Genomic DNA, 17,957 nt, shown 5'->3' on the forward strand with positions numbered 1-17,957 from the left:
ATGGTACTGCACTCGGGAGGGTGTGGGAGAGTAGGTCACCGCCGCACAATATTTGTCGAAGAGGGCCATCCGGAAGGGTGGCCCTTTTTGCGTTCCCGGTCAGTCCTCAGCCCATACGAGTTCGAAGAGCCCAGCCTTCGGTGGCTTCACCTCCCGAAGCTTTGTGTGAGCCCCCGTGCGCGTGTCGACGCGGAACATGATCTCGTGGTGCGGCTCGCCCGTACCGCAATTCAGGAGCACTTCGGAGGCGCTCAGCCATTGGCTCGGGTGGCAGTGGTCGGCCTTGTCCGGCAGCGGCAGGGAGAGACGTATGTCGTGGAGGACCTTGCCGGCCACGGTGTCGATGGTGACCAGCCGGGCCGGGCGGATGTCGGCGCCGCCGGCGGGGAAGTTCCTGGCAACGACCTGCGCGGCCTGGTGCTTCCCGTCGGGAGTCAGGGCGCCGGAAGCCTGGGCGACACGTAGCCGGCGAGGCAAGGGGACCGTGGTGGTTCCTGACGGGTCCGTCACGGAGAGCGAATTCTCGTCCTCGACCATCAATCGCTTGCCTGACATGTCGAGGCGGAGCAAGGTCGCGTGCGGCGGCAATCGCCAGATCGTCCGCCCGTCGGCCACCCGCGTGATGAAGGCGGCCGGTAGGGAGCCGTCGTCTCCGTCGTCGGCCTCGAACTCGACGCTCAGCCACCGCCCGTTGTCCAGCAGCCTCGGTGAGACGGTGAGTTCCCGCATGGTCTGCGCGGGCACGTTCTCGAGAATGGGGCGGACCGTGCCGTTGACGAGATCGCGGACGACGATGCGGTGGTCACTTTCCCTTTCGTACGCGATGAGGCGGCCGTCGGCGCTCAGATCGACGGGGTTGCCGCCATCGGCGTCCGTAAGCTCCCAGGTCCTTCCCTCGCGGGTCACGATCCGCCAGTCGGCGCACTCCTCCTGCGGGCCTTCGGTGGCGGCGCTCTGGCAGAGGTACGCGTACGCGGCCGGTCCTTGAAGGGGGCGATCGGGGCCGGCGGAGTGCGCTGTGGCGGCCGGGTCTCTCGGGATCAGGGCGGTCAGCAGCATCGTGACGGCCCCCGTCGCCACGACGGCGATCGCCATCGGTCTCTTCATGTCATCCTCCCTGGAGAGTTGGATGCGACGGAGACCGGCGATGTTCGCGGGCGCCCGGGGCGGGAGCGCTTCGGGCAGTCAGTAGGGTTGAGGGGTGGATTATCGTGCGGTCGAACGCGCAATCATGGAGCGCGGCGTCGAGTGGGATTTCGAGCCGACGCTCGACAGGATCGCGGCCCTTCTTGACCTGCTCGGCTCGCCGCAGCGGGCGTACCCGGTCATACACATCGCCGGCACCAACGGCAAGACGAGCACGGCGCGGCTCACCGAGGTGCTGCTCAGGGAGCGCAATCTGAGGGTGGGGCGATTCACCAGCCCTCATCTCGTATCGATGCGCGAGCGGATCACCGTGGACGGGGAGCCGCTGAGCGAGGAGCGGTTCGCAGAGGTCTTCGAAGAGATCATGCCCTACGTCGAGCTGACCGACAGCCAGGGGCACCGGCGCATCCAGTTCTTCGAGCTGCTGACCGCCATGGCGTTCGCCGCGTATGCCGACACGCCCGTCGACGTCGCTGTGATCGAGGCGGGCATGGGCGGGTCCTGGGACGCGACGAACGTGGCCGACGGGACCGTGTCCGTGATCACGCCCATCTCGCTGGACCACATGGACCGGCTCGGGCCCGACATCCCCAGCATCGCCTCCGAGAAGGCCGGGATTATCAAGCCCGGCACGACCACCGTGCTCGCGCAGCAGGAGCTGGCCGCGGCGGAGGTGCTGATGCGGCGGGCCGCGGACGTCGGGGCCGTCGTGGCCCGTGAGGGCCTCGAGTTCGGCGTGCTCAGCCGTGAGGTGGCGATCGGCGGGCAGCTGCTCACGCTGCGGGGGCTCAAGGGCGTCTACGACGAGGTCTACCTGCCGCTCTACGGCGCGCATCAGGCGAGCAACGCCGCCTGCGCGCTGGCCGCCGTCGAGGCGCTGACCGGCGGTGACGACCCGCTCGACGTCGATCTCGTACGTCAGGCGTTCGCGCAGGCCTCCTCGCCCGGGCGTATGGAGGTCGTGCGGCGCACGCCGACGGTCGTGATCGACGCGGCGCACAACCCGGGCGGCATGCAGGCGACCCTGGAAGGGCTGCACGAGGCGTTCGACTTCGCCAAGGTCATCGGGGTGGTCGCCGTCATGCGCGACAAGGACGTCGACGCGCTGCTCGAGCTGCTCGAGCCCATTCTCGACGAGATCGTCGTCACCCGTAACTCCTCGCCCAGGTCGATGTCGCCCGAGGAGCTGGCGTCGCTGGCCGAGCCGCTGTTCGGCGAGGAGCGCGTACAGATCGTGGACCGGCTCGACGACGCCATCGACAAGGCGATCGGCATCGCCGACGCCGAAGGGGAGTTCAGCGGCACGGGTGTGTTGATCACCGGGTCCGTCGTCACGGCGGGCGACGCGCGGCAGCTGCTGAAAGCGGATGGTTCGCGATGAACTTTCAGGTCACTCCGGGCATGCGCCGATTGGGCGCGAGCGTGCTCGGCATGGAGGCCATCGTGGCGGGGCTGACCACGCCCGTGGCGATCACCGTGGGCGGCGTCGCGCCGGGGCTGGCCGTGACCGCCGGCATCGGTCTCGCCGTGCTCTGCGTGGTCGCGGCGGGCCTGCTCAAGAGGCCCTTCGGCTACGTTCTGGGCAGCGTCGTACAGGTGCTGGCGATCTGCACGGGATTCCTCGTCCCGACCATGTTCTTCCTCGGCGCGATCTTCACGGCGCTGTGGATTACGGCGATTATCGTCGCTCGCCGTGTCGAGGGCGCTACTTCCCGCTAAAGTCGGCGCATGACCGTCCCCCCGATCCAGCGGTCGGCCGGCCTCAGGTCGCCATGGCTGCTCGACGTGACACTCGGGCTGCTCGTGGTGGCCGCGCTGCCGTTGGCCATCGTCACCATCCCCAACACGCTCTCCGTCGTCGCCAAGCTGCTGCCGGGCGGCATCGACCAGGTCGGCCTGATGCGCACGCACGGGCTCGCCCTGCCCGCGCTGATGCTGACCGTGCCGCTGGCGGCCGTGGTGCTGCGGCGGGTGCCCGTGCTCCACGTGCTGCTCGGCGGGCTCCTGCTGGTGGCCCTGTCGGATGCCGCCGGTGGCTTCGCGGGCTCGGAGCTCATGGTGGGAGCGGTGCGAGTGCTGCGCGGCGTGGGTTCGGGAATGGTCGTCCCGGCCACGCTGGCCGCGGTCTGGGGCCGCGGACCGGTGCTGCGGGCGCTGTGGGTGGGTGTGTTCAGCTTGAGCCTGCTCGCGGCCCAGGCGCTGGCGCTCTGGCCGCTCGACCAGGCGAGCAGCTGGAGGGTCACGCTGCAGCCGTACCCGATGCTGACGGGGGTCGCCCTGGCGCTGGCGGGCGCGTACGTGCTCGTCTGGATGCTGCTCGGGCGGCCCGACGGGCCGGGGTTCGACGACGGGGAGCGGAGCCGGTTGCTGCTGGCCGTCGTGCCCGCGGCGGGCATCGCGGCCGTGGGGATCGCCACCGCGACCGAGGAGTGGCGGGCCGTACCGGTGATGCTGCTGGCGGCGCTGGCGGTCGCGGGGCTGCTGGCGCTGGCCTCGATCGGCACGGCGGAGAGCCGCACGCTGGCGTACTCCATGGTGGCGGTGGGCGTCGTGCTGCTGCCCAGTGCGGCCCAGGTGACGATGGTGGAGATGGGCGGGCTCGGCGGGCCCGGGCTCAAGGGGCTCTGGGTTCCCTACGGCGTGGCAGGGTTGCTCGCGGTGGCCGCGTCCGTGGCGGTGCGGCGGCTCGCCCGGGCGTCCGCGCGGTGGCTGGCGCCTCTGGGGCTGCTGGCCATGGTCGTCGGGCTGTGCTCCGTGCGGCTCATGGTGCCGTCCGCTGCCGGGCTGGTGCTCGTCGTGCCGTTCTCGCTGCTCGCCGTGGGAGCGGCGGTGGCGCTGACGTCGGCGCTGCAGGAAGTGGGTGTCGGCGCCGCCGTGTTCGGGCTGTCGCTCGGCCTCGCGGGCGTGCTGGCGGGCTTCCTGCTCGGTACGGGCGTGCAGATGGCCATGCTGAACGGGGTCTCCTCGGCCCAGGAGCTGGTCGACAGCTTTGTCGGCGCCCTGCATTCCTGGGCGCTGGTCGGCGGTTTCCTCGTGGTCGTGGTCATCGTGCTGGCCGCGGTGACGGCTCGGCGGAGTGCGCGGAACGTGCCTCACGTTCCGTGCGCCGGTCCTGGTACGCCGGTCGTCGCGGAGAGCGATGACGACGATCCGCCCGCTGAGCCGCCGGCCTCCGTGCCGCCCGCGGGTGCCTTCGGCGAGCCGGCGCCGCAGGGCGATGGTGAGGACGGTCCGCTGCCCGCCGTGCCGCCCCAGGGCCATTCGCCGGAGGACACCGCCGCCTCTTAGCTGCCTTGGGGCCGTTCGCCGCGCTGTGCAGCCTCCCCGCAAGCCCTTCGGCGCAACAGGGTGGGCTGCGCGGGACGGTAAGCTGGCCCCGAGCCACGGCGACGCGTGGGCCCGTCCTCGCGAAGCATCCGCGGCCGGGCCGGGAGCCCGTGGCCGTGACCCTCACTCTGTTCGAAGGAGAACTCCAAGTGTCCGAGCGCACTCTTGTCCTGATCAAGCCTGACGGGGTTAAGCGCGGCCTCATCGGTGACGTGATCTCGCGCGTGGAGCGCAAGGGCCTCAAGGTCGTGGCGATGGACCTGCGCACCCTCGACGCCGACACCGCCAAGGCGCACTACGCCGAGCACTCCGAGCGGCCGTTCTTCGGCGAGCTCGTCGAGTTCATCACCTCCGGGCCGCTCGTCGCCCTGGTGCTCGAGGGCCCGCGCGCCGTCGAGGCCTTCCGCGCGCTGGCCGGCGCCACCGACCCGGTCAAGTCGGCGCCCGGCACGATCCGCGGCGACCACGCGCTCGAGATCGGCGAGAACGTCGTGCACGGCTCCGACTCGCCGGAGTCGGCCGCCAGGGAGATCAAGATCTTCTTCCCCGACCGCTTCTGAGCGATCCCGGTTCGCACTGTCGCGCCCGCGCAGCTTCCCGCTGCGTGGGCGCGTGTTTTTGTCGGTGGCCTGCCGTAGGTTGGCGGGGTCTTGGCGTGCGGGCGCCGATTCGTGGAGAAAGTTGTGTCACGGTTTTGTCGGCCGTTCTCCCTAGGGTTGGCAGAGTCAGCACGTGAAGTGGGAAGAAGATGAGCGTGGGCGTGGGCGTTTTGGATCGTTCCAGCAGCTGATCGGGTGTTGTGGTGCAATCCGGGCAAAATTGCGGTTGAGGTAGCGGCTGGAGATTTTTGTGGGGCGCGACGGCTCATTGCGCCCCTCGGTGGGTACGTCACGTTACGATTCGAATTCGATCCGTAGTCATTCGCGAACGACGTTACGGAGGGCTCCGTTCCCCATGGCCAGCAAGCTCGCGTTTCTCGGCCGTGACATGGCGGTCGACCTGGGCACCGCCAACACGTTGGTCTACGTGCGCGGCCGGGGCATCGTCCTCAACGAGCCGTCAGTCGTAGCGATCAACACCGCCACCGGCAAGATCGTCGCCGTTGGCATCGAGGCCAAGCGGATGATCGGTCGTACGCCCGGCAACATCGTCGCCGTCCGGCCGCTCAAGGACGGCGTGATCGCCGACTTCGACGTCACCGAGCGAATGCTGCGATATTTCATTCAACGGGTGCACCGACGCCGGCACCTCGCCAAGCCGCGCATCATCATCGCCGTGCCCAGCGGGATCACCAGCGTCGAGCAGCGCGCGGTCAAGGAGGCCGGGTACCAGGCGGGCGCCAGGAAGGTCTACATCGTCGAGGAGCCCATGGCGGCCGCCATCGGAGCCGGTCTGCCGGTGCACGAGCCGACCGGAAACATGGTGGTCGACATCGGCGGGGGCACCACCGAGGTGGCGATCATCTCGATGGGCGGCGTGGTCACCAGCCAGTCGATCCGGATCGGTGGCGACGAGCTCGACCAGGCGGTGATCTCGTTCGCCAAGAAGGAGTTCTCCCTGATGCTCGGCGAGCGCACCGCCGAGGAGATCAAGATAGCCATCGGCTCGGCCTCCCCGGACGGTGAGGAGTCGCACGCGGAGATCCGCGGGCGTGACCTGGTCAGCGGGTTGCCCAAGACCATCGTCGTGTCGAGCGGGGAGATCAGGAAGGCCATCGAGGAGCCGGTCAACGCGATCGTCGACGCCGTCAAGACCACGCTCGACAAGTGCCCGCCCGAGCTGTCCGGCGACATCATGGACCGCGGCATCGCGCTCACCGGCGGGGGCGCCCTGCTCAAGGGGCTGGACGAACGGGTCAAGGCCGAGACGGGCATGCCCGTGCACCTCGTCGAGAACGCCCTCGACTCGGTGGCCATCGGTTCCGGCAAGTGCGCGGAGGAGTTCGAGGCGCTCCAGCAGGTCTTGGTGCCGGAGTCGCGACACTGATGAGGGACTCGCGCCGTGCCCGGCTGATCCTCGGAGGGCTGCTGATGGCGGCCCTGATCATCCTGACCATCGACCACCGTGCCGGGGGAAGCTCGCCGCTGAGGCCGCTGCGGTCGGCGGCGGCCTACGTGTTCGGCACGGCGGAGCAGTTCGGTGGCGGGCTGGTGCGGCCCGTCGGAGGGTTCGTGAGCGCGGTCGTGAGCGCGCCGAGCGCCCAGGAGCGCATCGACGCGCTCAAGGCGGAGAACGCCCGCTTGCGCAACGAACTGGTGGCAGGCAAGCTCGACGCCACCCGCTCCAAGGAGCTCAAACAGCTGCTCGGGCTGTCGGGGACGGCTGGGTTCAAGGTGGTGCCGGCCAACGTGGTCGCCAGGCGCGGCCTGCCGGGCTTCGAGGACGCCGTACAGATCGACGCGGGCGCGAGCGACGGGATCCGGTCCGAGATGACCGTGCTCAACGGCGACGGGCTGGTCGGGCGGGTCATCCGCACGTCCCCGCACACCTCGACGGTCGTGCTGCTCAGCGACCCCGCCTCGGCCGCCGGGGCGCGGCTGGAGGGCGGCAGGGAGATCGGGGTGGTGCACGGGGTGGGGGAGCACGGGCGGCTCGTCCAGTTCCGGCTTCTCGACTCCACGGCGCCGTTGACCCGGGGGGCGCGGATCGTCAGCTTCGGCTCGCAGAACGGCAGCCCGTACATGCCCGGCGTGCCGATCGGGGTGATCGAGCGGGTGGAGCTGACGCCAGGGGAGCTGACGCGCATCGCGTACGCCCGGCCGTACGCGGACCTGACGGCGCTCGACGTGGTGGGTGTGGTGGTGGCGGCACCCCAGCGGAGCCCCCGTGACGTGGTGCAGCCGACCAAGGAGGGATCGCGATGATCGGGAGGCGGTCCGGCTCCCGGCTCTTGCCGCCGAAGGGATGGGATGGAGCCTGCTGGGGCTGTGGCGGCCGTGTGGGCGCCTGTAGGGGGCATGTGGAGCGTTCCATCCAGTCCGCGTATGACGCGTGCGTGAGAGGGGCTGTGGCGGCGTCTGGTGCGGGCTCTACGGCTGCGCCCGGTGCCAGGCGGATGTCGGTGCGGGTGGTCAGGGGCCGGATGGTGAGGAGTTCCCGGGAGGGGGCGCGGTGATCGGCGGGTTGTCCGTGTTGCTGGCCTTGCTTGCGCAGGTCATGCTGGTCAACCGGGTGTCCCTGCCGGGCGGGGGCGCTCCCGATCTCGTGCTGCTGGCGGTGATCGGCGCGGCCATGGGGCGGGGCGCGCCCTACGGGGCGGTGCTCGGGTTCTGTGCCGGGCTGCTCGCCGACGTCATGCCGCCCACCGCTCATCTCCTGGGGCAGTACGCGTTCGTGCTGGCGGTCGTCGGCTATGTCGCCGGGCGCGGCGCGGGCGGGCCGGTGACGACGGTGGTGCTGTGCGTGCTGATGGCGCCCCTGCTGGCGGCGTTCGTGGTCGAGCTTCTCTCCGATCCCCGGATGACACTGTCGATGCTGACCGACCAGGTGCCTGTCACCGTCGTCTACACGCTGCTCGTCTCTCCCCTGGTGATCTGGCTGACCACGCGCGGCAGGGAGGCGAGGTTCTCGACATGATCAGGATGCGGGCCAGGCTGCTGGTGTTGCACGTGCTCGTGGTGATGATGCTCGTCGTGCTGGCCGTGCGGCTGTGGCAGGTGCAGGTCGTACGCGGGCGGGAGTTCGTGACCCGGGCGACGGAGACCAGGACGCGGGCCGTGATCGTGCCTGCGGTACGCGGACAGATCCTCGACTCACATGGGCGGCCGCTGGTACGCAACAGGACCGCGCTGGTCGTCTCCGTGGACAGGACCAGGCTGACCAGGATGCCCGACGGCGGTCTGTCGGTGCTGCGCAAGTTGTCGGGAGTGCTCGGCAAGCCGGTCACGGACCTGCAGCAGCGCATCACGCCGTGCGGGCCCGGGGTGTCCAAGCCGTGCTGGACGGGGTCGCCGTACCAACCGGTCCCGCTGGACGAGAAGGTGGACACCCGGGAGGCGCTGCAGATCCTCGAGAGGCAGGAGGAGTTTCCCGGGGTGACGGCGGAGATCCACTCCGTCCGGCAGTACCCCGGCGGGCGGGCCGGGGCGCAGATGCTCGGCTACCTGCAGCCGGTCACCGAGGCGGAGCTGGAGAAGCGGGAGGGCCTGAAGGCCAGCTTCTCCGGGGTGGACCTGGCCGGGCGGGACGGGCTCGAGTACGTCTACGACGACGCGCTGCGTGGCAAGTCGGGGCTGCGCAGGGTCCAGGTCGACCGGATGGGCAAGGCGCTCGGGGTCGAGGAGCAGATCACGCCGGTCCCCGGCGACCATCTGGTGACCAGCATCGACTCGCGGGTGCAGGGCGTGGTGGAGAAGGCGCTGGCCAGGGCGATGAAGTCCGCGCCAGGGGCCGACGGAGGCGCGGGGGTCGTGCTCGACGCGCGTACCGGACGGGTGGTGGCGCTGGCCAGCGCGCCCGGGTACGACCCGGCGATCTGGGCGGGCGGGATCTCTACGCGCGGCTACCAGTGGCTGCTGTCGGACAAGTCCGGCAACCCGCTGGTGTCGAGGGCGATCAACGGCCAGTTCGCGCCCGGCTCGACGTTCAAGATCTCGTCGGTGGCGGCGATGCTGCGCTCCGGATACCCGCTGAACGGCACCTACGACTGCCCCGGCTCCTACATGGTGGGCGACCGCGCCTTCAACAACTTCCACGGCATCGGGCTGGGCTCGATGAACCTGCACACCGCGCTGGTCAAGTCGTGCGACACGATCTTCTACCGGGCCGCGTACGAGCAGTACCTCAAGGACGGCGGGCGCAACCCGAAGAAGGACACGAAGGAGATCTTCGCCAACACCGCCAGGGCCTTCGGGTTCGGCAGCCCGACCGGGGTGGACCTACCTGGCGAGTCCTCGGGGCGGATCCCCGACCGGGCGTGGAAGAAGGACCTCTGGAACCGGACCAACGCCGTGACCTGCGAGCGGTCCCGCAAGGGGTATCCGGAGGTCAAGGACCGGGCGCGGGCCGAGTTCCTCAAGCGGCTGGCGCTGGAGAACTGCACCGAGGGGTTCCTGCTCCGGCCGGGTGACTCGGCCAACTTCGCCATCGGCCAGGGCGACGTGCTGGTGACGCCGATGCAGCTCGCGCGGGCGTACATGGCGCTGGTGAGCGACGGGAAGCTGCGCAGCCCGCGCATCGGGTGGGCGCAGGTGCGGCCCGACGGCACGGTGGTCAAGACCATCCCCGTGCCGGTGGTGGGCAAGCTGCCGATCTCCGACAAGGAGCGCATGTACATCAAGAACGCGCTGAGCGACGTTCCCTCCGACGGCACCGCCGCGGGGGCCTTTGCCGGCTTCCCCATGAACAAGGTGCGCATCGGTGGCAAGACCGGTACCGCGGAGGTGTGGGGCAAGAAGGACACCTCGTGGTTCGCGTCGTTCGCGCCGACCAACAACCCGCAGTACGTGGTCGTGGTCATGGTCTCGCAGGGCGGGATGGGCGCGGAGACGGCGGCGCCCGCGGTGCGCGAGATCTACGAGGGGATTTACGGCATCAAGCGGCCGCCGGCTGTGCCCGGGGGGAAGCTCACGACGAGACTGCCACGGTTCTCACCTGACGGAACGGTGGCCGGGGGATGAGCGCCCGGAGGATGAGTGGCCAGGAGCTCGGCGCTCAAGGGATGAGTGGTCAGGGGCTGAGTGGCCAGGGGCTGGGCGGCCTGGGGACGAGTAGCCAGGGGATGAACGGTCAGGAGACGAGTGGCCAGGGGGTGGGCGCCCGGGGGACGAGTGCTCCGGGGGTGAGCGCTTTCGCCCTGGAGACCGGGCTGCCCGGCGGGGGGCCAGGGGGCAGCGTGGATGAGGGTGGCTCTGTGGCGGCGGGCCGTGGTGGGGGCCCGGGTGCCGGTGGGCGTGGCGGTGGCCGGTGGACAGGCGGTCGCCGGGTCGTGCGGCGGTTGGCCGGGCGCGGGGTCGTGCGGTGGGTGGTCGGTTGTGCCGTCGGGTGGGTGGTCGGGTGCGCGGTCGGCTGGCTGGTCGGCCGTGCGGCCGGTGAGACGGGGGGCCGGAGATGATCGACCGTGCGGCGGCCATCCGGCGGCCCTCGCTGCTGCGGCGGGTGACCGCCGAGAACTCGACGGTGCGCAGGCTCGACGGGCTGATGCTGGTCGCGGTGGCCGGGCTGTGCGTGATCGGGACGCTGCTCGTGTGGTCCTCCACCAGGACCTGGGCGCCGGGATCCACGGGCCTGGTCAAGAAGCACGTGTTCAACGAGGTCATCGGCGTGATGCTGTGCGCCGTCGTGGCGATGGTCGATCATCGCGCGATGCGGGCGTACGCGCCCGTGGTGTACGTGGTCTCGCTCATAGGGCTGGGCCTGGTGATCACGCCGTTGGGCGCGACCATCAACGGGTCGCACTCGTGGATCCTGCTCGGCGGGGGGTTCGCGGTGCAGCCGTCCGAGTTCGCCAAGGTCGGGCTGCTGCTGATCATCGCGATGCTGCTGGCCCAGCCCGGAGAGGGCAGCGATCGGCCGCGCGGGCTCGACGTGTGGCTGGCCCTCATCGCCGCGCTGGTCACGATGGGGCTGGTGATGCTCCAGCCCGACCTCGGGACGGCGCTGGTGCTGGCGGTGATCACGGCCGCCGGGCTCATCGTCGCGGGGGTGCGCAAGCGGTGGATCGTGGCGCTGGGGATGCTGGGGGTGGCGGGGGTGTGCTCGGTGTTCTACTTCCAGCTGCTCGAGCCGTACCAGGTGGCGCGGTTCACGGCATTCGTCGATCCGAGCGTCGATCCGCGCGGTGTCGGCTACAACAGCACGCAGTCGATCATCGCCATCGGCTCCGGCCAGCTGCTCGGCAAGGGCCTGCTGGGCGGCGGGCAGACCACCGGCAGGTTCGTGCCCGAGCAGCACACCGACTTCATCTTCACGGTGGCGGGGGAGGAGTTCGGGTTCCTCGGGTCCGTGACGGTCGTGCTGCTGCTCGGGGTGGTGCTGATACGCGGGCTGAAGATCGCCAGGCAGTGCGACGACAGGTTCGGGACGCTGGTCGCGGGGATGATCGTGTGCTGGTTCGCGTTCCAGACGTTCGTCAATGTGGGGATGACGATCGGGATCATGCCCATCACGGGGCTGCCGCTCCCGTTCGTCTCGTACGGCGGCACCGCCACGTTCGCGAATCTCATCGCGATCGGGCTTCTTCAGGCCATCAGGGTGCGAAGACAGTCGTTCAATTGAGTGCTCGGCGGCAACGACATCGACATCCCCGGACCGGCCACCGTCTGACCGCCGCTACGCTGGACGGTATGCCTGTCGAGTCGATTTTCCCCCGCCTGGAAGCGCTGCTGCCCAAGGTGCAGAAGCCCATCCAGTACGTCGGAGGTGAGCTCAACTCGACCGTCAAGGACTGGGACTCCGCCGACGTGCGGTGGGCGCTGATGTACCCGGACGCCTATGAGGTCGGGCTGCCCAACCAGGGCGTGGCGATCCTCTACGAGATCCTCAACGAGCTGCCCCGCACGCTGGCCGAGCGCACGTACGCGGTCTGGCCGGACCTCGAGGCGCTCATGCGGGCCGAGGGCGTACCGCAGTTCACCGTCGACGCGCACCGGCCGGTGCGTGCCTTCGACGTGCTCGGGCTGTCGTTCTCGACCGAGCTCGGCTACACCAACATGCTGACCGCCCTCGACCTGGCGGGCATCCCGCTGCTCGCCGTGGAGCGGGGTGAGGACGACCCGATCGTGCTCGCCGGCGGCCACGCGGCCTTCAACCCCGAGCCGATCGCCGACTTCCTGGACGCGGCCGTGCTCGGCGACGGCGAGCAGATCTCCATCGCGATCAGCGAGGTCATTCGCGAGTGGAAGGCCGAGGGCAGGCCGGGCGGCCGCGACGAGCTGCTGATGCGGCTCGCCGAGTCCGGCGGGGTCTATGTCCCGAAGTTCTACGACGTCGACTACCACCCGGACGGTCGCATCAAGCGCGTCGCGCCCAACAGGCCCGACGTGCCGTGGCGGGTGCACAAGCACACCGTGATGGACCTCGACGAGTGGCCGTACCCGAAGAAGCCTCTGGTCCCGCTGGCCGAGACGGTGCACGAGCGGTTCAGCGTGGAGATCTTCCGCGGCTGCACCCGCGGCTGCCGCTTCTGCCAGGCCGGCATGATCACGCGTCCGGTGCGGGAGCGCTCGATCACCACGATCGGGGCCATGGTCGAGAACGGCATCAAGGAGTCCGGCTTCAACGAGGTCGGTCTGCTGTCGCTGTCGTCGGCCGACCACTCCGAGATCGGCGACGTCGCCAAGGGCCTGGCCGACCGCTACGAGGGCACCAACACCTCACTGTCGCTCCCCTCGACCAGGGTCGACGCGTTCAACATCGACCTGGCCAACGAGTTCTCCAGGAACGGCAGGCGCTCGGGCCTGACGTTCGCGCCCGAGGGCGGCTCCGAGCGCATGCGCAAGGTGATCAACAAGATGGTCACCGAGGAAGATCTGATCCGCACCGTCACCACGGCCTATTCGCAGGGGTGGCGCCAGGTCAAGCTCTACTTCATGTGCGGGCTGCCCACCGAGATGGACGAGGACGTGCTCGGCATCGCCGACCTGGCCAAGAAGGTCATCAAGGCGGGCCGTGAGGCGACCGGCAGCCGCGACATCCGCTGCACGGTCTCCATCGGCGGCTTCGTGCCCAAGCCGCACACGCCGTTCCAGTGGGCGGGTCAGGCCGACCACGAGACCGTCGACCGGCGGCTCAAGGCGCTGCGTGAGGCGCTCAGAGGCGACAAGGAGTACGGCAGGGCCATCGGCTACCGCTACCACGACGGCAAGCCCTCGATCGTGGAGGGCCTGCTCTCGCGCGGCGACCGCCGGGTGGGCGCCGTGATCCGCGCCGTCTGGGAGGACGGCGGCAGGTTCGACGGCTGGAGCGAGCACTTCTCCTACGAGCGCTGGATGGCGGCGGCCGAGAAGGCCGGCGTCGACGTCGACTGGTACACCACGCGAGAGCGTGAGGAGAACGAGGTCCTGCCGTGGGACCACCTCGACGCCGGGCTCGACCGCGAATGGCTCTGGCAGGACTGGCAGGAGGCCGTCGCCGGCGGTGAGGTCGAAGACTGCCGCTGGACGCCTTGCTACGACTGCGGCGTCTGCCCGACGATGGGCACGGAAATTCAGATCGGCCCCACGGGGCGGAAACTCCTTCCTCTTACGGTGGTCTAGCGCGCTCAGTGGGCAGCCCGTGCCTCGGCGTACACGTACACGCGTCAGGGCGGCTTATCCTGAGACGAAGGAACTCTTACAAGGGAAGGACGACAAGCTCTGAAACCTGTTCCCGAAGGGCCTCCGCCCGCGCCCACGGTGCAGCGCCTTCGCGTGCGTTACGCCAAGCGCGGCCGCCTGCGCTTCACAAGCCACCGCGACATCTCGCGGGCCGTTGAGAGAGCGGTCCGCCGTGCCGGCATTCCGGTGGCCTACAGCGCGGGCTTCTCGCCCCACCCGAAGATCTCCTACGCGGGCGCGGCGCCGACCGGTGTCGCCAGCGAAGCCGAATACCTCGAGCTCGGTGTCACCAAGCCGTGCGACCCCGAGCAGATCAAGCGGGGCCTTGACGGGTCTCTGCCGCCTGGGCTCGATGTGCTCGACGTTGTGGAGGCGGGTCCTGGGGCGTTGGCCGACCGCTTGGAGGTCTCCGAGTGGGAGGTGCGGCTGCCCGGTGCCGATCGCGAGCTCGCCGAGGTGGCGGCGGAGAAGTTCCTCGCGGAAGGTGCCGTGGAGGTCGAGCGCCTCACCAAGAAGGGTCCCCGCCGCTTCGACGCGCGCGAGGCCGTCCTGGCGCTGACGGTGTCCGAGGGAGCAGACAGAACCGCAGCTCAGGTGCTTGGAGGACCGTGTGTCATACTGCGCATGGTTGTTCGGCACATGACTCCTGCCGTTCGACCCGACGATGTGCTCACAGGGCTGCGCCTTGTGGCCGACTTCGCGCCGCCGGTTCCCCCCGAGGTGACCAGGCTGGCGCAGGGGCCGCTCGACGTCAGCACCGGTGCGCTTGCCGACCCGCTCGACCTGGACCGCGATACCACGCGCGGCGGCGAGGCGGGACCGGCGGGTGAGCACGTCGCCGGTTAAGGAAGCGCCCTGCGCGAGTGGGGCACGACCGCTGACAGGACTTGGCGCCGGTGCCTCCTCATCGGGGGTGCCGGCGGACAACGAGACACGAGGGCTCCTGCGCGGCGCGGCGACGCGCCCGGGAGCTGACGGGAGAGCGCCCGCATGCTCGAGAACGAGCCCAACGCCGGGGCCATTGGCCCTGACGGGGAGACAATTGAACAGCCCGAGGTGACCCCACGTCGCCGCTCCGCCAGCCGCCCCGCGGGTCCGCCGCCGGAGCTGCCCGACGAGCCGGCCTCCGTTCCGGTCACCGTTGCCGCCGCGCAGGCCGCGCCTTCCGTGGCGAATGTGCAGGCGGTGCAGACGAACGCCGCGCAGCGTGCGGCCGGCGAGCCGACACCCGAGATCCTGGCCGCCGCCGCGGCTGCCGAGGAAGCCGCCGCGGTTCCCGCTGGTGCCGCTTCCGCCGGTGCTGCTTCTGCTGGTACGGCGCCTGACGGTGCCGCGCAGGCTGATGGCGGGGCCGTTGCCGGTGCGGTGGATGCCGGTGTGCCTGCCGCGCCCGAGAGCCCGGTCGAGGCGGCCGTGGCGGAGGCGGCCGCCGACGAGGTGGCCGAGAAGCCCAAGAGAGCCACGCGGACCCGGTCCACCGCCACGACGACGCGGCGCCGTACCACGACGAAGAAGGCCGAGGCGGAGGCCGCGGAAGCCCTCCCTGAGGGGGAGACGCCCGCTGAGCCCGCCGAGCCGGTGAAGCGGCGCAGGACCCGTAAGAAGGCGGAGGCGGAAGAAGCCGTGACGACCGCGGCGGTGGCCGACGAGTCCGGCGCCGCGGAGGCGGCGGCCGGTGCCGGTGGCGGCGAGAGCGCCGTTGGGGCGGCGGCCGGAGGCGGCCAGGGTGCCGCCGGAGCCGTGACCGACGGCGAGGGTGCCGGTGAGGGCGCTGCCGGAGCGCCGGGTGCCCGCAAGGGCGCTGCCCGAGCGCGGGCCGGCAAGGGGGCCGCCGCGCAGGATGGTGCCGAGGTTGGCGCCGGTGAGGCCGAGCCCGAGGCGGCGCGCGTCGGTGGTGTGAAGGCCGAGTCCGGCGGCGCAGAGGCTGAGTCCGGTGGCGCTAAGGCTGAGTCCGGTGGCCAGGATGACGACGACATCCTGGAGATCCTGCCCGAGGACGAGCCGCTCGACGACGAGCCCGCGGGCGAGGACCTCGATGAGGATCCCGTGCGCCCGAGCCTGCTCGCCGACCCGTTCGGGCTGACCGCCCGCAGGCAGGACGAGCCCGGCACCATGTTCCAGCGTCCGGCGGCCATCTTCGCGCCGCTGTTCCAGGCGCCCGATCCCAGCCAGGCCAAGCCCGCCGCCTCGCGGCGGCCCGAGCCGCAGCCCGCTCCCGAGCCCGAGGAGATCGAGGAAGTCGTCGACGAGTCGGCGACCGTGGACGAGGCCGACGCCGACGTCTCCGACGAGCAGGAGGAGGAGGAAGGCACGGGCCGGCGCCGCAGGCGCAGGCGCGGTGGCCGGGGCCGCGGCAAGTCGCGTGAGCGTGACGAGGCCGACGAGGGCGACGAGCAGGAAGAGGACTCCGAGGAGGAGTCGGCCGAGGAGAGCGCCGCCCAGGACGAGGATGAGGGCTCCTCCTCGCGCCGCCGCCGTCGCCGTCGCCGCCGGGGTTCGGACGCGGACACCGAGCCGGCCAGCGACGACCCGCCGAACACGGTGGTCCGCATCCGCGCGCCGCGCGCCGGCCGTACGGCCACGCTCGACACCGCCACCGACGGCGTGCAGAGCGTGCGCGGCTCCACCCGGCTGGAGGCCAAGAAGCAGCGCCGCCGCGAGGGACGCGAGCTCGGGCGCCGGCGCCCGCCGATCATCACGGAGTCGGAGTTCCTGGCCCGCCGCGAGTCCGTCGACCGGATGATGGTGGTGCGCCGCCATGGCGACCGTACGCAGATCGCGGTCCTCGAGGATGGCGTGCTCGTCGAGCACTACGTCAACCGCGAGGCCAGCCAGTCCTACGTCGGCAACGTCTACCTCGGCAAGGTCCAGAACGTGCTGCCCTCGATGGAGGCGGCGTTCGTGGACATCGGCAAGGGCAGGAACGCCGTCCTGTACGCCGGCGAGGTGAACTTCGACACCGCCGGGCTCGAGGGCCAGCCCAAGCGCATCGAGTCGGCGCTGAAGTCGGGCCAGTCGGTGCTCGTGCAGGTCACGAAGGACCCGATCGGCCACAAGGGCGCCCGCCTCACGTCGCAGATCAGCCTGCCGGGGCGTTACCTGGTGTACGTCCCCGACGGGTCGATGACCGGGATCAGCCGCAAGCTGCCCGACAAGGAGCGCACGCGCCTCAAGAGCATCCTGAAGAAGGTCATGCCGGAGAACGCCGGTGTGATCGTGCGTACCGCCGCCGAGGGCGCCTCGGAGGACGAGCTGGCCCGTGACGTGGCCCGGCTGTCCGCCCAGTGGGAGAACATCCAGAAGAAGGCCAAGTCGGCGAGCCCGCCCGAGCTGCTGTCCGCCGAGCCCGACCTGACGATCAGGGTCGTGCGTGACGTCTTCAACGAGGACTTCACCTCGCTGGTCGTGCAGGGCGACGACGCCTGGGACACGGTGGACGAGTACGTCAAGTACGTCGCGCCGCATCTGGCCGAGCGCCTGTCGAAGTGGGACGGCGGCCAGGGCGACGTGTTCGAGTCGTACCGGATCGACGAGCAGCTCGGCAAGGCGCTCGATCGCAAGGTGTGGCTGCCCAGCGGCGGCTCGCTGGTGATCGACCGTACGGAGGCCATGACCGTCGTCGACGTCAACACCGGCAAGTTCACCGGCCAGGGCGGCAACCTCGAGGAGACCGTCACCAGGAACAACCTGGAGGCGGCCGAGGAGATCGTGCGCCAGCTCAGGCTGCGTGACATCGGCGGCATCATCGTCATCGACTTCATCGACATGGTGCTGGAGTCCAACCGCGACCTCGTGCTGCGGCGGCTGCTGGAGTGCCTGGCCCGCGACAGGACCAAGCACCAGGTGGCCGAGGTTACCTCGCTGGGCCTGGTCCAGATGACGCGTAAGCGGGTCGGACAGGGGCTGCTGGAGGCGTTCTCGACGCCGTGCGAGTGCTGCAACGGCCGTGGCCTGCTCATCTCCACGGAGCCGGTGGAGGCCAAGCCGGAGCCGCGCGGCACGCAGGGGAAGATGGCGGTCGAGAAGGCGGTCTCCGACAAGGTGTCCGCGGCCAAGGACACCTCCGGCCGTGATACCGTGACCGGTGCGCTTGAAGACGTCCCGGCCGAGGACGACCAGGCCAGCCAGACTTCCGGCAGAGGGCGGCGACGCTCACGCCGAGCCAAGTCTGCCGAGTAGCCCTCGGCAGGCTGCCGACGTTCCGTCCGGTTCGCCTAGGGGCCACTGATC

At 70.4% G+C, this 17,957-nt stretch carries 13 protein-coding genes; 12 read left to right on the forward strand and 1 reads right to left on the reverse strand.

What is annotated here, in order from left to right; all coding sequences use genetic code 11:
* Positions 1 to 99: 99 nt before the first annotated feature.
* Positions 100 to 1,107 (reverse strand): hypothetical protein, encoded by a 1,008-nt coding sequence (locus tag AB0H84_RS48215; protein ID WP_357620237.1) that lies wholly within the window; start codon positions 1,105 to 1,107, stop codon positions 100 to 102.
* A gap of 124 nt (positions 1,108 to 1,231) precedes the next feature.
* Between AB0H84_RS48215 and AB0H84_RS48220 the strand changes: the two genes are divergently transcribed.
* The 12 genes from AB0H84_RS48220 (at position 1,232) to AB0H84_RS48275 (ending at position 17,906) form a co-directional block, all read left to right on the forward strand.
* Entirely contained in the window at positions 1,232 to 2,527 is a 1,296-nt protein-coding gene (locus AB0H84_RS48220; RefSeq protein ID WP_357620366.1) for a folylpolyglutamate synthase/dihydrofolate synthase family protein, read from the forward strand.
* Positions 2,524 to 2,865 (forward strand): DUF4233 domain-containing protein, encoded by a 342-nt coding sequence (locus tag AB0H84_RS48225; RefSeq protein WP_357620239.1) that lies wholly within the window; start codon positions 2,524 to 2,526, stop codon positions 2,863 to 2,865. The genes AB0H84_RS48220 and AB0H84_RS48225 overlap by 4 nt, the downstream gene beginning before the upstream one ends.
* Positions 2,866 to 2,874: 9 nt before the next feature.
* Positions 2,875 to 4,434 carry a hypothetical protein gene (locus AB0H84_RS48230; protein ID WP_357620241.1) on the forward strand — a complete coding sequence of 520 codons (1,560 nt, stop codon included), beginning with the start codon at positions 2,875 to 2,877 and terminating at the stop codon, positions 4,432 to 4,434.
* A gap of 188 nt (positions 4,435 to 4,622) precedes the next feature.
* The gene (gene ndk / locus AB0H84_RS48235; protein ID WP_357620243.1) at positions 4,623 to 5,033 is read left to right on the forward strand and encodes a nucleoside-diphosphate kinase; all 411 of its coding nucleotides are present in this window, start codon (positions 4,623 to 4,625) and stop codon (positions 5,031 to 5,033) included.
* A gap of 394 nt (positions 5,034 to 5,427) precedes the next feature.
* Positions 5,428 to 6,459 carry a rod shape-determining protein gene (locus AB0H84_RS48240; protein WP_357620245.1) on the forward strand — a complete coding sequence of 344 codons (1,032 nt, stop codon included), beginning with the start codon at positions 5,428 to 5,430 and terminating at the stop codon, positions 6,457 to 6,459.
* Entirely contained in the window at positions 6,459 to 7,337 is an 879-nt protein-coding gene (gene mreC / locus AB0H84_RS48245; RefSeq protein WP_357620247.1) for a rod shape-determining protein MreC, read from the forward strand. Before AB0H84_RS48240 ends, mreC begins: the two co-directional genes overlap by 1 nt.
* 247 nt (positions 7,338 to 7,584) lie before the next feature.
* Positions 7,585 to 8,049: a rod shape-determining protein MreD gene (gene mreD, locus AB0H84_RS48250; protein WP_357620249.1), complete on the forward strand. Its 465-nt coding sequence runs from the start codon at positions 7,585 to 7,587 to the stop codon at positions 8,047 to 8,049.
* Complete coding sequence (mrdA, locus tag AB0H84_RS48255; RefSeq protein ID WP_357620251.1) at positions 8,046 to 10,091, forward strand: penicillin-binding protein 2; 2,046 nt, start codon at positions 8,046 to 8,048, stop codon at positions 10,089 to 10,091. The genes mreD and mrdA overlap by 4 nt, the downstream gene beginning before the upstream one ends.
* 430 nt (positions 10,092 to 10,521) lie before the next feature.
* The gene (gene rodA / locus AB0H84_RS48260; protein WP_357620253.1) at positions 10,522 to 11,688 is read left to right on the forward strand and encodes a rod shape-determining protein RodA; all 1,167 of its coding nucleotides are present in this window, start codon (positions 10,522 to 10,524) and stop codon (positions 11,686 to 11,688) included.
* Between the two features lie 68 nt (positions 11,689 to 11,756).
* Positions 11,757 to 13,667 (forward strand): TIGR03960 family B12-binding radical SAM protein, encoded by a 1,911-nt coding sequence (locus AB0H84_RS48265; RefSeq protein ID WP_357620255.1) that lies wholly within the window; start codon positions 11,757 to 11,759, stop codon positions 13,665 to 13,667.
* A gap of 153 nt (positions 13,668 to 13,820) precedes the next feature.
* Positions 13,821 to 14,573, forward strand: a complete 753-nt coding sequence (locus tag AB0H84_RS48270; protein WP_357620257.1) for a TIGR03936 family radical SAM-associated protein — start codon at positions 13,821 to 13,823, stop codon at positions 14,571 to 14,573.
* A 144-nt stretch (positions 14,574 to 14,717) separates the two neighbouring features.
* A complete protein-coding gene (locus AB0H84_RS48275) occupies positions 14,718 to 17,906 on the forward strand; it encodes an Rne/Rng family ribonuclease (protein ID WP_357620259.1) in 3,189 nt (1,062 codons plus the stop codon).
* The last annotated feature ends 51 nt before the right edge of the window (positions 17,907 to 17,957 follow it).

The organism is Nonomuraea sp. NPDC050786 (assembly GCF_040654115.1).
In the GTDB taxonomy this organism is placed as follows: Bacteria; Actinomycetota; Actinomycetes; order Streptosporangiales; family Streptosporangiaceae; genus Nonomuraea.

Bases quoted from the DNA above. Each gene is read 5' to 3' on its own strand.
- mreC (WP_357620247.1), top strand. From the start codon at position 6,459: ATGAGGGACTCGCGCCGTGCCCGGCTGATCCTCGGAGGGCTGCTGATG.
- AB0H84_RS48275 (WP_357620259.1), top strand. From the start codon at position 14,718: ATGCTCGAGAACGAGCCCAACGCCGGGGCCATTGGCCCTGACGGGGAG.
- rodA (WP_357620253.1), top strand. From the start codon at position 10,522: ATGATCGACCGTGCGGCGGCCATCCGGCGGCCCTCGCTGCTGCGGCGG.
- AB0H84_RS48240 (WP_357620245.1), top strand. From the start codon at position 5,428: ATGGCCAGCAAGCTCGCGTTTCTCGGCCGTGACATGGCGGTCGACCTG.
- AB0H84_RS48265 (WP_357620255.1), top strand. From the start codon at position 11,757: ATGCCTGTCGAGTCGATTTTCCCCCGCCTGGAAGCGCTGCTGCCCAAG.
- AB0H84_RS48220 (WP_357620366.1), top strand. From the start codon at position 1,232: ATGGAGCGCGGCGTCGAGTGGGATTTCGAGCCGACGCTCGACAGGATC.
- AB0H84_RS48215 (WP_357620237.1), bottom strand. From the start codon at position 1,107: ATGAAGAGACCGATGGCGATCGCCGTCGTGGCGACGGGGGCCGTCACG.
- AB0H84_RS48225 (WP_357620239.1), top strand. From the start codon at position 2,524: ATGAACTTTCAGGTCACTCCGGGCATGCGCCGATTGGGCGCGAGCGTG.
- mrdA (WP_357620251.1), top strand. From the start codon at position 8,046: ATGATCAGGATGCGGGCCAGGCTGCTGGTGTTGCACGTGCTCGTGGTG.
- AB0H84_RS48230 (WP_357620241.1), top strand. From the start codon at position 2,875: ATGACCGTCCCCCCGATCCAGCGGTCGGCCGGCCTCAGGTCGCCATGG.